The organism is Sinomonas sp. ASV322 (assembly GCF_030908245.1).
Classification (GTDB): domain Bacteria; phylum Actinomycetota; class Actinomycetes; order Actinomycetales; family Micrococcaceae; genus Sinomonas.
This window is the reverse complement of sequence record NZ_JAVFJJ010000023.1, coordinates 12266-25812: the sequence shown is the minus strand read 5'-3', so window position 1 is coordinate 25812 and position 13547 is coordinate 12266. Positions and strand designations below refer to the sequence as shown.

Below are 13547 nucleotides of genomic sequence, written 5' to 3'. Positions count from 1 at the left end.
GATTGTGCACACGAGAACCGAAGGCTCGACTGTGTTCAATCGCCCGTGCCGCGCTGTCCACAGGTGGGCACATCAGCGAGACCGAAGGAAGAATCTCGCGTGTCCACGTGTGGTCAGCGCGGCGGCCCGCGCCGCCAGGCGCACAAAGAGCCCGAGCGCCAGCGAGGTCCGATTCCCGACCCTCACGGTAGGGTGGAGGCGAACAACAAGGCGCGGCCCGCCTCGTGTGGCCGCTAGGTTCCCGAGGGGGATGGATCTCATGGCCAAGGCTCACAATTCGAAGCTCGTAGAAGCCCGCCGGAAGGCGCGCGAGCTGGCGACCGCTCAGCAGGAGCGGCACGAGAAGCTGATCGACCTCGCGGAGTCGTATTTCGTCGCGAACGGTGAAGCTGAGGCCGTGGTCGCCGCTGCGGAGGATGCGGCCGAGAAGCTCATGGAGGACGCCGTAGCCAAGGGGCGTGCGCTCGTTGACGAGGCGCGGGTGAAGTCTGCCGGCAAGGAGAATGACGCCCGGCAGTTCATCGCCCAGATGGTCGCCACCGGAGCTTCGGTCGCCGACGTCGCCTCGCGCCTGGACGTGAAGGCCGCCGTGGTCCGCGCCGCCGTGAAGGAGGCCAGCGAGGCAGCGAAGGCCGAGCACCGGGAGGCTGAGCCGGCGGACCAGGACGGCGAGCACGCGGACGCCCCCGAACAGCACGGCGGAGAGCAGCACGACGGCCACGCCGCGTGATGACAGATGGGTGATGCCGAAGACCTGAACGCGGCCTCGGACTCCGTCCGGTTCTGGTCCAAGGTCATCCGCGGGCCGCGCCCTTCGGACTGCTGGATCTGGACGGGCGCGATCGGTGACGACGGCTACGGCCGGTATTGGCAGCATGTCCCCGGCGGGCAGCGCATGTGGCGTGCTCACCGCTTCGCCGTCGCCCTGGTCTTCGGAGGTGGCGAGCTGGGCGAGCACGAGACGGTCCGCCATGAAAGCTGCGACGTGCCGCTGTGCGTCCATGTCGCGCACGGGGCCGACTCGCATCTGCTCCTAGGCTCGGTGGCGGAGAACAACCTCGACCGTTCGCGCGCCGGTCGGCACGCGAACATGTACAGCCTGCGGCGCTCGGGAGGGCGCCGCCGCGACCAGGCCGCGCTCTCTCGCGAGATCCGCGACCATCTCCTCGAGCACGGATGGGACGCCGCGTTCCCCGCACTGCTCGCCGGGTACTCGCCGGATCAGGAACGGTTGTTCTGACGGCGACGGCGGCCGTCCACAGCCAAGCAGTCGTCGGGGCGCGGCCCGCGGATGACCTTGGACCGGAACCTCTCCTCGACCGACCCTTCAACGGCGCACCCGGCGTGCTAACGCAGGGCCGGCGGTAGGGGTGGCCTTGGGGTGGGCCTCTTCGGCACGTTGCTCGAAGCGACGTAGGGCGGCTGCATGAGAACCGGGAGGTTGGCGCCGGGGAGCATCGTGCGGGCGCGGGAGACCATGTACTCCCATTCGTCAGGTTCGGCCCATTCGGGCCGTTCAAGGTCCATCCACGGCTCGCGGACTTCTTCGCCCCGGCGCTGGCGAGCGGCGGCCCCAAGCGCGCTGATGATGGGACCGGGGAAGGAGCCGGCGGGCGCGATGACACCGCGCCCAACGTACTCGATGCCGGCATTGGTCAGGGCCCAGCCGCCGGGACCCTTCTCGATCAGCCAGCCTGTGAGCTTGCCATCGCTCGTCGAGGATTCCAGTGCCAGGGCCAGTGCCTCGACCAGCCGGTCGATCGTCTCCGCCCAGTGCACTTTCGCAGCCACGTCCTTCAACCTTGAGTTGCGGAGCTCGGTCATGATGAAGGCGCCGAATTCCTCTGACGGAGCCCCGGGCTGCCACGAGTACTGCATCGGCGCCCAGAATCCGTTCGGGGGCGGGTCTTCGAGGATGGACGGAGAAACCAGGAGGACGTCGCGACGGCCGTTGTGCACCGGTGTCGCGTAATGGAACCCGATAACGACAGCGGGGATGCCCTCGGACGCCGGAACCGCGACACCGCGGAACTGGTCGATCGCGTGCGCGTTGTTCGCTGCAACAAGGGCGTCGGCGATCGTGTAGAAGTCGGGGCGGTCGGCCGCAGCGGCCACGGCATTGTCCTCGGCGGCCAGATAGTTCTCGAAGAGCGTCCGTGCGCTCTCGACGCGTTCCTCGAGCTCCTCGACACGGGCCTCGACGCGGGCCTCGACTCTCTCAGTCGCTGCCTCGATCTTCCTCGTCGTCGCCTCGATATAGTTCTTCCGCAGACGCGGCTCGACGAACCCGAGGAGGCTCGCGAGGGCTACAGCGGATCCGACATTGATCAGGAACGACTGCCAGAGACCGAGCCTGGCAGAACTGTCCGCGGTCACGATCGTGAGCAACAAGATCACACCCCCAACCACGAGAGTCCCAAAGATCCATGGGAAGTTCGCCCTGGTCCGCTTGGGCTCGTCAGGAGAACTCATCCGTTGCTCCTGCCCCCTGCCAGCGCTCGGTTCACACTCGATGCTCCCACCCCGAGAACACGCGCGATGTGTGCGATGCTCCTGCCTTCGGCCCGCATGCGCTGCGCCTCGGCGAGGCGATCTGGGGTCATCACGGTGGGTCGGCCGCCGATGCGGCCCTGGGCGCGGGCGTGGGCGAGGCCGCGGCGGGTGTTCTCCCGGATCGTATCCACGCGCAGCTGGGCGAACACGGCCACGATCCCGAACAGGGCTCGGCCCATCGGCGTGGTGGTGTCGATGTCGGGCTCGGTGAGGCTCTTGATCTGCACGCCGCGGGCGTTCAGGTCGTTGATGGTCTCGATCGCCATCCGCTCGCTTCCGGCGAGCCGGTCTAGCCTGCGCACGACGAGGGTATCCCCATCCCGGAGGTAGCCGAGGCACTCGCGCCACAGCGGACGCGAGGCTACCCGGCTCGACTCGCCGTGGTCGGTGAACACCTTCACCGCACCCGCAGCGCGGAGCTCCACCTCCTGGGCTTCGGGGTTCTGCTCGCGGGTCGAGGTCCTGGCATAGCCGATGACAGCCACGTCCGCATCCCTTCCTTCCTATCCCAAGGGGCAGCCTAAGCGGCGCCGCCCAGAAACGGTGGGATCCCGGTTTCGGCCGAGGGGGTTTCGGTGCATGGTTTTCGGTTCGGCGTGTCGTGCTTGCCGGGCGTGTCGCCGAAAGCGTGCCGGTAACGGCTGTGGATGTCAGGGCTATGTGGCGGGCTTCTGTCAGTGGTAAATGGCGGGCCATCCCTTGTTGGGACCGTGCGGATGCAGCCACCCCGTGGGCATTGAACGGGGATCCCATTCGCCCGGGGTGGGTCGCGGTCTCGGGGCGTCGGCCAAACAGTGTCTGTCCAGGCAGGCCTGGTGCAGTCTTGAGGTGGCGAAGCTAGGTTCGTACGGGGGGCGGGAGATCCGGGGAGTGTCGTCGGTATTCGCGGGGCGTCTGGCCCGTGTCTTTGAGGAAGTGCCTGTTGAAGTTCGACAGGTTGGAGAAGCCGACCTCGTAGCACACCTCGGAGATGGGCTTTTCGGTTTGTTCCAGGAGCCGGCGGGCGTGCGCGACACGGAGTTTCCTGAGCAGGTCGCTGAAGTTCTGGCCGGTTGAGCGCTTGAAGTACTTCGAGAAGGTCGGCTCGCTCATGCCCACGAGCTGGGCGGCCTCGGACATGCGCGCGGTGCCGGAGTGATGGCTGAACAGGTACTCCAGCGCGATGTCCACGACGGCGGCGGCCTCGCTGTCGAGTTCAGGCTTGAACCACGCGTCCGCGAGGTATCGGCGGTCCTCTTGTGGGGCTCTTGCGAGGATGGTGAAGAGCTCGAAGAGGTGATGGAGCCGCTGCATGCCGCGGCTGGCGCCCATGGCCTCGATCTGGTCGGCCGCGTTTGCTGCGGACTGGCCGAGGAACTCGATGCCGCGGGAGGACTCCTCGAGCAACGGGGCCATCTCGGAGAGCTCGGGGATGAGCCCGGCACACTGTTCGAGCCACTTGCCGTCGAACTGGATGACGGCGTCCCTGTTTTCCAGCACTTCTCCCGGCGCCAGGTCGCTGACCCAGTCGTGGGGCAGGCCCGAACCGATGAGGGACACCTGACCGGCCTCGAAGGTCCCGATGTGGTCCCCGACGATGAACTTCCCCGTTCCCTTGCGGATCAGGTGGATCTCGTGCTCGGGATGGTAGTTCCATCTGGCTATGGGGCTCGGATAGTCGTGCTCGTGCCATCGGACGCTGTGGTTCGGGTCCTGCGGGATGACCTCTCGGTTGGCGCGCATCCCGAGCAGGCGCTCGGCGATCCTCGCCGTTGCCAGCTCATCCCCTGAGTCTGCCATCGGACCCTCTTTCCACCGTTCCGGGAGCACGTCGTCGCGGACGGTCAGCGTATCTTCGCCAGCCCCATCGCTTGGAAAATAAGTATCAGACCTTGGCAACTGTAGCGCTAGTTGTGTCTGGGTCCGAAGCCTACTGTTGAGGAACGCCAAGGGGCCGAGGGGCTGCAGAGCCGGAACCGATCCGCCCCAGGCCGACAAGCCCGTCCCCAGCCGATGCGCTGCGGCGTGCCCTCGAAAGAACAAAGGAGTCCTTTTATGCGCCAGAGTATGCGCGCAGCCTCGCTCGCTGCCGGTGCCCTCTGTATCGCCCTCTCCGCTTCTGCCTGCGGGGGTGCAGGTGGGTCGAGCGCCTCCGACAAGGAGGTGAACGTGCTCATGGTGAACAATCCGCAGATGGTCGACCTGCAGAAGCTGACGGCGGACAACTTCACGAAGCAGACGGGCATCAAGGTCAACTTCACGGTCCTGCCGGAGAACGACGTGCGGGCCAAGATCAGCCAGGAGTTCTCGAGCCAGGCCGGGCAGTATGACGTGGCCTCGATCAGCAACTATGAGGTCCCGTTCTACTCCAAGAACGGCTGGCTATCCTCCTTGGATGACTCCGTGGCCAAGTCTGCGGACTTCGACCAGTCGGACATCCTTGCTCCGATGACGAAGTCCCTGACCGGGGCGGACGGGAAGCTGTACGCGGAGCCCTTCTACGGGGAGTCCTCGTTCCTGATGTACCGCAAGGATGTCTTCGCGGCCAAGGGCCTGGCCATGCCGGATCACCCGACGTGGCAGCAGGTGGCGGACCTGGCTGCGAAGGCCGACGGCGCGCAGCCCGGGATGAAGGGTATCTGCCTGCGCGGCCAGCCCGGGTGGGGGCAGGTGCTGGCCCCGTTGGACACTGTGGTGAATACCTTCGGCGGGACGTGGTTCGACAAGGACTGGAGCGCCCAGGTCAACGCGCCCGAGTTCGTCAAGGCCACCCAGTTCTACACGGACCTGGTCCGCCAACATGGCGAGAACGGCGCGCCGCAGGCCGGCTACACCGAGTGCCTGAACAACCTGCAGCAGGGCAAGGTGGCCATGTGGTACGACTCTACGGCCGCCGCCGGCTCCCTCGAAGCCAAGGATTCGCCCGTGGCTGGCAAGCTCGGCTATGTCGCGGCGCCGGTGGACCAGACGAAGAGCTCGGGGTGGCTGTACTCCTGGGCATGGGGCATCGAGAAGGCCGCCAAGCACCAGGACGCCGCGGTGAAGTTCATCGAGTGGGCCTCGGGCAAGCAGTACGAGAACCTGGTCGGCCAGCAGCTGGGCTGGAGCCGGGTTCCGGCAGGGAAGCGGACCTCGACGTTCGAGAACGCTGACTATCAGAAGGCCGCGGCGGCCTTCTACAAGCCGACCCAGGACGCGATCAACTCGGCCGACCCGGCCAACCCGGGCGTCCAGCCCCGCCCGGCCCCGGGGATCCAGTTCGTCGCGATCCCCGAGTTCGCAGACCTTGGCACCCAGGTCTCCCAGGAGATCTCCTCGGCGATCGCCGGGCAGGAGAGTGTCCGGCAGGCCCTCGACAAGGCCCAGTCCCTGGCCCAGAAGGTCGCGGACAAGTACAAGAAGTAGCCCCTGCTGCGGCGGGCGCGCCGAAGCCTTCTGGCCGCCGCCCGCCGCCGCACCTCCCGTCCCCTGACCGTCCGCTTCGGGGCACATCGAGGGGGACTGGACATCAGCGGGACAGAGACATTGGAGTGCACCATGGCCATCGCATCGACCGTCAAGACCGGCCGGCGGAATTCGACGCCCGCCCCGGGCAGGAAGGCGGGCTTCGAAAGGGCTGCGGCGTGGGCGCGCCGGGCACCGCTGCTGCCGGCCCTGGTCTTCATGATCGCGGTGACACAGCTGCCGTTCGTGGTCACCGTCGTCATCTCCTTCTTCGACTGGAACGCCCTCTACCCCAACGACGTGAAGTTCGGCTGGTTCGACAACTACGTGAGCGTCTTCACCGACGAATCGCTGCGCAACTCGGTGCTCACCACGATCGTGCTCACCGTCGTCGTGGTCCTGGTCAGCCTCGTGCTCGGCCTGGGCATCGCGCTGCTGCTGGACCGGCACTTCTGGGGACGCGGCATTGTGCGCACGATCCTGATCACCCCGTTCCTGATCGTGCCGGTGGCATCGGCCCTGCTGTGGAAGCACGCTCTGTTCAACCCCTCGTACGGGCTGCTCAACGGCATCCTGAACTGGGTCGGCGGCGTCTTCGGGTTCCAGGCGCCGCAGCCCGACTGGATCTCCATGCAGCCGCTCGGCGCGATCGAGGTCGACCTGGTCTGGCAGTGGACCCCGTTCATGATGCTCATCCTGCTCGCCGGCCTGCAGTCCAGGCCGCTGGACGTGATCGAGGCGGCCCGGATCGACGGGGCCAGCACGTGGCAGCTCTTCCGGTTCATGACCCTGCCGCACCTGCGCCGGTACCTCGAGCTCGCCGCGCTGCTGGGCTCGATCTACATCGTGCAGAACTTCGACGCCGTCTTCACCATCACCTCCGGGGGCCTGGGCACCGCCAACCTCCCGTACAGCATCTACCAGACGTTCTTCCTGGCCCACGACTACGGCGCCGCCTCCGCGGCCGGCGTCGTCATCGTCATCGGCTCCCTGCTGCTGGCCACCTTCGCACTGCGGACCGTTTCCACGCTCCTGAAGGAGGAAACCCGATGAGCACCACCGCAACGCACGCCAGGTCAACGTCCAGCGTGTCCATTTCCCGGACCGCACGGAGACGGAAGTCGGCCACGCTCCTGCTCGGGCTGCTGGCCTGGGCCGTGGGCCTGCTCTTCGTCGCCCCCGCGGCGTGGATGGTCCTGACCTCCCTGCACGCCGAGACCGACGCCGCGACCAACCCGCCATCGCTGCTCGCGCCCCTGACGCTGGACGGCTACGCGGAGTTCTTCGGCGCCAGCAGCGGCGCCTCCCCGATCCCGCCGCTGCTTAACTCGGCCATGGCCAGCGTCATCTCCACCCTCCTCGTCCTGGCCCTGTCCATCCCGGCCGCGTACGCCCTCTCGATCCGGCCGGTGAAGAAGTGGTCGGATGTGATGTTCTTCTTCCTCTCTACCAAGATGCTCCCCGTCGTGGCCGGACTGCTGCCGATCTACCTGATCGCCAAGTCCACCGGGCTCCTGGACAGCGTCCTGCTGCTCGTCATCCTGTACACCTCGATGAACCTGCCCATCGCCGTGTGGATGATGCGCTCGTTCCTCTCCGAGGTCCCGGTCGAGATCCTCGAGGCCGCCTCCATCGACGGCGCCGGGCTCCTGACGATCTTCCGGCGCATCATCATCCCCGTCTCCGGGCCCGGGATCGCCGCGACAGCGCTGATCTGCTTCATCTTCAGCTGGAACGAGCTCCTGTTCGCCAACGTGCTCACCAGCACCGCCGCCTACACCTCCCCGGTATTCCTGACCAGCTTCGTCACCAGCCAGGGCCTGTTCCTGGCCAAGGTCTGCGCCGCCGCAGTGGCCGTATCCCTTCCCGTCCTCGTCGCCGGATTCGCCGCCCAGGACAAGCTCGTCCAAGGCCTCTCGCTCGGCGCCGTCAAGTAACTCGCAAAAGGATCTCTTCATGACCACCACCGCCCTCTCGGCACCTCCCACGACCATGCGCGCGTCCGTGCTCAGGCGTCAGGGCGAAATCGCCCTCGAAACCCTCGACGTCCCGGCCCCCGACGACGATCAGGTCCTGGTCCAGGTCGCGGCCGTCGGCGTCTGCGGCAGCGACGTGCACTACTACGAGCACGGCCGGATCGGCCCCTACATCGTGGACCACCCGCTGATCCTCGGCCACGAGCTCTCCGGCCGGATCGCCGCCGTCGGCAAGGACGTGGACCCCTCCCGCATCGGACAGCGGGTCGCCGTCGAACCCCAGCGCCCGTGCCGCACCTGCGCCCAGTGCAAGGCCGGCCGGTACAACCTCTGCCCGGACGTCGAGTTCTACGCCACCCCGCCCATCGACGGAGCCTTCGCCGAATACGTGAAGATCCAGAGCGACTTCGCCTACGCCATCCCCGACAGCGTCAGCGACGAAGCCGCCGCGCTCATCGAGCCGCTCTCCGTGGGGATCTGGGCCTGCGAACGCGCCGGGATCCGCCCCGGCAGCCGCGTCCTCATCGCCGGCGCCGGTCCCATCGGCATCATCGCCGCCCAGGCCGCCCGCGCCTTCGGCGCGGCCGAGGTATATGTCACGGACATCGCGGAGGACCGCCTGGCCTTCGCGCTCCAGCACGGCGCGACCCACGCCCTGAACCCGAAGGCCGACAGCGTCGAAGGCCTCGACGTCGACGCGTTCATCGACGCCTCCGGCGCGGCCCCCGCCGTCCGCACCGGTATCAAGGCCGTCGCCCCCGCGGGAAAGGTCATCCTCGTGGGCCTCGGGGCCGACGACGTCGAGCTCCCCGTGTCCTTCATCCAGAACCGGGAGATCTGGCTCTCCGGCGTCTTCAGGTACACGAACACCTGGCCGCTGGCCATCCAGCTGGTCGCCGACGGCAAGGTCGACCTGGACGTCCTCGTCACCGGCCGCTTCGCCCTCGACCAGGCCGAGGACGCGCTCAACGCCGGCAGGCAGCCCGGCCAGCTCAAGGCCGTCGTCTACCCCGGCAAATGACTCCCGTGAACACACCGCACGCCCACTCGCCCGGCGGCGCTCCCGCCCGCATCAGCGTGATCGGCGAGGCACTCATGGACATCATCCACGCGGACGGCGCGGACGGCGGGAGCCCGCGCGTGTCCGAACACGTCGGGGGAAGCCCCCTGAATGTCGCCATAGGCTGCGCGCGCCTCGGACTGGCCACGCGCCTCGTCACCCACTTCGGCGAGGACGCCCATGGGCGTTCGATCGCCGAGCACCTCGCCGCCAACGGCGTGGAGGCCGTCAACGGCGGGGTCGGCCCCACCTCGACAGCGACCGCAACCCTCGGTGCAGACCGGGCCGCCACGTACACCTTCTCGCTCACGTGGGAGATCGCCGACGCCGCCCTCGCAGCCCTCGCGAGCACGGAGGACTCCGCCCACGTCCACACCGGATCGATCGCCACGATGCTCCCGCCCGGAGACCAGACCGTCCATTCCCTCGTGCAGGCCGCCCAACGGAACGCGACGATAAGCTACGACCCGAACTGCCGGCCATCCATCGTCGGGGACAACACCATCGCCCGCCGTCAGGCCGAGGTCTTCGTCCAAAGCAGCGACATCGTCAAAGCCAGCGACGAAGACCTCCTCTGGCTCTACCCGAACCGGACCCTCGACGAGACTCTGGCGGCGTGGCTCGACGCCGGGCCCGCGCTCATCGCCGTCACCCGGGGAGCACTCGGCCCCATCGCCCTGACCCGGACCGCAAGGGTCGAAATGCCCGCGCGGGCGGTCACCGTCGCCGACACCGTCGGCGCGGGCGACTCCTTCATGGCGGCCCTCATCGCAGGCTTGGCCCAGCTCGACCTGCTCGGCGCCTCCAAGAGGGACCAGCTCCGCCGCCTCGACCATGAGAGTCTCGCGGCCCTTATCGAGTACGCCACCAACGCGGCCGCACTCACCTGCTCCCGCCCCGGAGCCGACCTCCCAGGGCTGGGCGACCTCGGCCCCATGACGGGCACACCGGCCTGAACGCCTACGGTCATCGCGGCCGCGACGACCAAGAACCGTGCCTTGGAAATCTACAGCTTGACGAGACGCCGCATGATCATGGCTCTCCCCTCGGGCGTATGCCGGCTTTTCAAGGCCTCTGATGTCTTGGAAACACGTCTCGTCGAAATCTGCCTCAGGTGCGGTGTTTTCGGGGGTTTGTGGGGCACACTGGGCGGGTGAGGCTTCTGGGGTACACGCGGGTGAGCACCGTCGGCCAGGACGCACGGCTGCAGCTCGATGCGCTGCGGGGCGTCGGGGTAGAGCCGAGGGACGTTTTCTCCGACGTAACCTCGGGCAGCCGGACTGCGGTGCAGCGACCGGGGATGAAGCGACTGCTGGACTACGCCGAGCCCGGGGACACCGTGGTGGTCTGGCGCATCGACCGTCTCGGCCGCTCCCTGATCGATGTCCTGAACACCGTGAACCTGCTGCGCGAAAGCGGGATGAAGATCCAGTCGGTCTCGGACGGGATCGACCCGGAGACCTCGTCAGGACGGATGATGCTGGGAATGCTCGCAACCCTGGCCGAGTACGAGCGCGAGCTGATTGCCGAGCGTGTCAACGCGGGCATCGCGGCTGCGAAGCAGAATGGCACCCGGTTCGGGCGGCCGCCGCTGAATCCTGATGTGGTGGCGGAGAAGCTCGCGATCGTCGCCGACGCCAGGTCGAAGGGCCGCACAGCAGAGGACGCCGCGAAGCTGGTCGGCTGGTCGAGGGCGACGCTGTACCGCCACCAGCTCGCAGAACGTTCACGTGTTGCCGGGGCCGAACGGGCCTGACATGGGTGGGCTGCAGCGGTGGCACATCCTCCGGCTCCACGTCGAGGACGGCATCCCGCTCACGGCCCTGGCACGGGACGCAGGCATCGGGCTGCGCACCCTCCAGCGCTGGCACCAGTTCTACAAGGCCGGCGGCATCGACGCACTCCAAACCCGGGTGCGGGTTGATTCCGGGACCCGACGCACGGCCGGGGACTTGGTGACGTTCGTCGAGGGCCTTGCGTTGACAAGGCCGCGCCCCGGCATCGCCACGCTGCACCGCCTCGCAATGGCGGAGGCGGACCGGCTTCAGGTTCCGCGCCCGAGCTACGCAACCGTACGCGCGATCGTCCGCGGCCTCGACCCCGCGCTGGTGACGCTGGCGCTGGAGGGGCCTACGGCCTACCGCGATCGGCACGAGCTGGTGTTCCGTCGCCGGGCCGAGAGGCCGAACGCCGCGTGGCAGGCCGACCACACCGAGCTCGACATCCTCATCGTCGGCGCCGACGGCAAGCCGGAGCGGCCGTGGCTGACGGTCGTGATCGACGACTACGCACGAGCGGTGTGCGGGTACACGGTCTTCACCGGCGCGCCGTCGGCGATGAACACCGCCCTGGCGCTGCGGCAGGCGATCTGGCGCAAGACCGACCCGTCCTGGGCGATGTGCGGCGTCCCGGATGTGCTGCACGTCGACCACGGCAGCGACTTCACCAGCCACCACCTCGAGTACACCGCGGTCGCGCTGAAGATTCGCCTCATCTACTCCACGATCGGCCGGCCCCAGGGGCGTGGGAAGGTCGAGCGCTTCTTCGGCACCGTCAACACCGAGCTCCTCGCTGCCCTCCCCGGGCAACTCGCCCCCGGAGCGAGGGCGCCGAAACCGGTCCTGGACCTGGCTGCCCTCGACGCGGCTATGGCCGACTTCATCTCTGTATACAACGAGCGCCCCCACCGGGAGCTCGGGACCAGCCCGAAGAAGGCATGGACCGCCGACGGCTGGCTGCCGCGCATGCCCGAGACCCTCGAGGAGCTCGACGGACTGCTCCTGACCGTCCCCAAGCACCGCACCGTGCAGCGCGACGGCATCCACTTCCAAGGCCAGCGCTACCACTCGCCAACCCTGGCGCCGTTCGTCCGCAAGCCGGTGACCATCCGGTACGACCCCCGCGACCTCTCCGAGATCCGCGTCTACGACCACGACACCTTCATCTGCGCCGCCATCGACGAGACCCACCCGAACCAGCGCCTGAGCCTGCGCGAGATCGAGACCGCCCGCCGGGCCAGACGCCGCCAGCTGCGCAAGGAGATCAATGACCGCATCCCACGCGCCGCGGCCCACGAAGAGCCCACCGCCCCCAGGGCCGCACCCGTGGCACGCCGCGTGAAGCTGCGAACCTACGAAGAGGACGAGCAATGAGCAACGACTTCATCGTCACCAAGGAACACCGCCGCTTCACCGAGTTCGCCAACGCCGTGCGCAAGGAGGGCACCATCGGCATCTGCCACGGCGACGCAGGCGTAGGCAAGACCCAATCGGCACGCCGCTATGCACACTGGGACACCCTCGAGCTCTTCGTCACCCGATGGGGACCACGCAGCGAAGAGGCAGACCCCAAGCACTACGCGGCCGCCAACCGCTCCCGCACCGTCGTTTACACCCCCGAAGTGATACCCAGGCCCAAAGACCTCATGCGCGAAATCGACCAACTGCAAACCAGGATCGGGATCTGCATCGACGAGCACCAGCGCCTCATCGGCAAGGTCACCGGAGGCCCCACCATCAACACCGGCAAGTGGGTCGAACTGCTCATCATCGACGAAGCCGAACGCCTCACACCAACTGCGCTCGAACTCCTCCGAGACAAGCACGACCGCCATCACCTGGCCATCATCCTGATCGGCATGCCCGGCATAGACCAACGCTTCCGCCACTACCCCCAGCTCTACAGCCGCCTCGGCTTCTCCCATCGCTACCGCGCACTCGGCCGAGACGAACTCCTCTTCGTCCTCGACCGCCACTGGAAACGCCTCGGACGCACCCTCGACCCCGAAGACTTCACCGACGCACAAGCCATCGCCGCAATCGAACGGATCACCCGCGGCAACTTCCGCCTCCTCGAGCGCCTCTTCCCGCAGATTCAACGAGTACTCAAGATCAACCAGCTCGAAACCATCACCGACGACGTCATCGAAGCTGCCGCCAGCATCCTCGTCATCGGCAACTAGCTGCGGGTAGTCCGCAGCTACATCGTGGTGGCATTCGCGGCGTCGCTCCCGGAAGAATCGTCCCATGATCGCAATAAGCATCGCGACGGTCACGCTCAAGACCGACCGCCCCAAGGATGTTGCCCGGTTCTGGCGCGACTTGCTCGGCTACCGGGTCGCGCCTAACAACAGCGACTCCGTGATGCTCGTCGGGGACGGCGGCCCGACACTCCTGATCCAGCCATCGACGAGCCCGCCCTCGGCCAGCGCGATCCATCTGGACCTCCGCCCCGAAGACCAGCGCGCCTGCATCGACCGCGCACTCGAGCTCGGAGCCTCCATCGCCCACATCGGTCAGTCCGGACAGGAAAGCTGGACCGTCATGGCCGATCCGGGCGGCAACCACTTCTGCATTCTCCAGTCGCGGGAGGACTACGAAGCAGCGCTAGCCGAGGACCCAGGCAGTCCCACGCCCCTGGATTGATCCCACGGCACACCGCCACAAACCGATCACAGAACACCGCCACCGAGCGATCAAATCCACAGGTAACGGCCGTTTACGGTCCGAACGACTACTGCCAGATCACCCGGGCCC

General features: G+C 67.5%; 14 protein-coding genes. 11 read left to right on the top strand and 3 right to left on the bottom strand.

What is annotated here, in order from left to right:
• The first annotated feature begins 259 nt into the window (after positions 1-259).
• Together RBS12_RS19165 and RBS12_RS19160 are read left to right on the top strand one after the other, a co-directional pair.
• A complete protein-coding gene (locus tag RBS12_RS19165; RefSeq protein ID WP_307967764.1) occupies positions 260-730 on the top strand; it encodes a hypothetical protein in 471 nt (156 codons plus the stop codon).
• A gap of 6 nt (positions 731-736) precedes the next feature.
• Positions 737-1240 carry a hypothetical protein gene (locus RBS12_RS19160; RefSeq protein ID WP_307967763.1) on the top strand — a complete coding sequence of 168 codons (504 nt, stop codon included), beginning with the start codon at positions 737-739 and terminating at the stop codon, positions 1238-1240.
• 107 nt (positions 1241-1347) lie between these two features.
• Here the strand turns inward: RBS12_RS19160 and RBS12_RS19155 are convergent, their stop codons facing one another.
• From RBS12_RS19155 to RBS12_RS19145, 3 genes are all read right to left on the bottom strand, one after another.
• Positions 1348-2472 (bottom strand): hypothetical protein, encoded by a 1125-nt coding sequence (locus tag RBS12_RS19155; protein WP_307967762.1) that lies wholly within the window; start codon positions 2470-2472, stop codon positions 1348-1350.
• Positions 2469-3038: a recombinase family protein gene (locus tag RBS12_RS19150; protein WP_307967761.1), complete on the bottom strand. Its 570-nt coding sequence runs from the start codon at positions 3036-3038 to the stop codon at positions 2469-2471. Before RBS12_RS19150 ends, RBS12_RS19155 begins: the two co-directional genes overlap by 4 nt.
• A gap of 352 nt (positions 3039-3390) precedes the next feature.
• Positions 3391-4332, bottom strand: coding sequence for an AraC family transcriptional regulator (locus RBS12_RS19145; protein WP_307967760.1), 942 nt, complete (start codon positions 4330-4332; stop codon positions 3391-3393).
• Between the two features lie 255 nt (positions 4333-4587).
• On the opposite strand from RBS12_RS19145, the gene RBS12_RS19140 reads away from it, so the two are divergent.
• The 9 genes from RBS12_RS19140 (at position 4588) to RBS12_RS19100 (ending at position 13436) form a co-directional block, all read left to right on the top strand.
• Complete coding sequence (locus RBS12_RS19140; RefSeq protein ID WP_307967759.1) at positions 4588-5937, top strand: extracellular solute-binding protein; 1350 nt, start codon at positions 4588-4590, stop codon at positions 5935-5937.
• A 132-nt stretch (positions 5938-6069) separates the two neighbouring features.
• Positions 6070-7029 (top strand): sugar ABC transporter permease, encoded by a 960-nt coding sequence (locus RBS12_RS19135; protein ID WP_307967758.1) that lies wholly within the window; start codon positions 6070-6072, stop codon positions 7027-7029.
• Positions 7026-7913 (top strand): carbohydrate ABC transporter permease, encoded by an 888-nt coding sequence (locus tag RBS12_RS19130; protein ID WP_307967757.1) that lies wholly within the window; start codon positions 7026-7028, stop codon positions 7911-7913. Before RBS12_RS19135 ends, RBS12_RS19130 begins: the two co-directional genes overlap by 4 nt.
• Before the next feature lie 19 nt (positions 7914-7932).
• Complete coding sequence (locus RBS12_RS19125) at positions 7933-8973, top strand: NAD(P)-dependent alcohol dehydrogenase (protein WP_307967756.1); 1041 nt, start codon at positions 7933-7935, stop codon at positions 8971-8973.
• Positions 8970-9968, top strand: a complete 999-nt coding sequence (locus RBS12_RS19120; protein WP_373886563.1) for a carbohydrate kinase — start codon at positions 8970-8972, stop codon at positions 9966-9968. Before RBS12_RS19125 ends, RBS12_RS19120 begins: the two co-directional genes overlap by 4 nt.
• 197 nt (positions 9969-10165) lie before the next feature.
• Positions 10166-10768: a recombinase family protein gene (locus tag RBS12_RS19115; protein WP_307967754.1), complete on the top strand. Its 603-nt coding sequence runs from the start codon at positions 10166-10168 to the stop codon at positions 10766-10768.
• 1 nt (position 10769) lies between these two features.
• Positions 10770-12164, top strand: a complete 1395-nt coding sequence (locus tag RBS12_RS19110) for a Mu transposase C-terminal domain-containing protein (protein WP_307967753.1) — start codon at positions 10770-10772, stop codon at positions 12162-12164.
• A complete protein-coding gene (locus RBS12_RS19105) occupies positions 12161-12973 on the top strand; it encodes an AAA family ATPase (protein ID WP_307967752.1) in 813 nt (270 codons plus the stop codon). The genes RBS12_RS19110 and RBS12_RS19105 overlap by 4 nt, the downstream gene beginning before the upstream one ends.
• Positions 12974-13037: 64 nt before the next feature.
• Positions 13038-13436, top strand: coding sequence for a VOC family protein (locus RBS12_RS19100; protein WP_307967751.1), 399 nt, complete (start codon positions 13038-13040; stop codon positions 13434-13436).
• Positions 13437-13547 lie beyond the last annotated feature (111 nt).

Excerpts from the sequence above, each read along its gene's own strand:
- RBS12_RS19165 (WP_307967764.1), top strand. The coding sequence starts at position 260 with ATGGCCAAGGCTCACAATTCGAAGCTCGTAGAAGCCCGCCGGAAGGCG.
- RBS12_RS19160 (WP_307967763.1), top strand. The coding sequence starts at position 737 with ATGGGTGATGCCGAAGACCTGAACGCGGCCTCGGACTCCGTCCGGTTC.
- RBS12_RS19155 (WP_307967762.1), bottom strand. The coding sequence starts at position 2,472 with ATGAGTTCTCCTGACGAGCCCAAGCGGACCAGGGCGAACTTCCCATGG.
- RBS12_RS19145 (WP_307967760.1), bottom strand. The coding sequence starts at position 4,332 with ATGGCAGACTCAGGGGATGAGCTGGCAACGGCGAGGATCGCCGAGCGC.
- RBS12_RS19140 (WP_307967759.1), top strand. The coding sequence starts at position 4,588 with ATGCGCCAGAGTATGCGCGCAGCCTCGCTCGCTGCCGGTGCCCTCTGT.
- RBS12_RS19135 (WP_307967758.1), top strand. The coding sequence starts at position 6,070 with ATGGCCATCGCATCGACCGTCAAGACCGGCCGGCGGAATTCGACGCCC.
- RBS12_RS19130 (WP_307967757.1), top strand. The coding sequence starts at position 7,026 with ATGAGCACCACCGCAACGCACGCCAGGTCAACGTCCAGCGTGTCCATT.
- RBS12_RS19125 (WP_307967756.1), top strand. The coding sequence starts at position 7,933 with ATGACCACCACCGCCCTCTCGGCACCTCCCACGACCATGCGCGCGTCC.
- RBS12_RS19120 (WP_373886563.1), top strand. The coding sequence starts at position 8,970 with ATGACTCCCGTGAACACACCGCACGCCCACTCGCCCGGCGGCGCTCCC.
- RBS12_RS19110 (WP_307967753.1), top strand. The coding sequence starts at position 10,770 with ATGGGTGGGCTGCAGCGGTGGCACATCCTCCGGCTCCACGTCGAGGAC.
- RBS12_RS19105 (WP_307967752.1), top strand. The coding sequence starts at position 12,161 with ATGAGCAACGACTTCATCGTCACCAAGGAACACCGCCGCTTCACCGAG.
- RBS12_RS19100 (WP_307967751.1), top strand. The coding sequence starts at position 13,038 with ATGATCGCAATAAGCATCGCGACGGTCACGCTCAAGACCGACCGCCCC.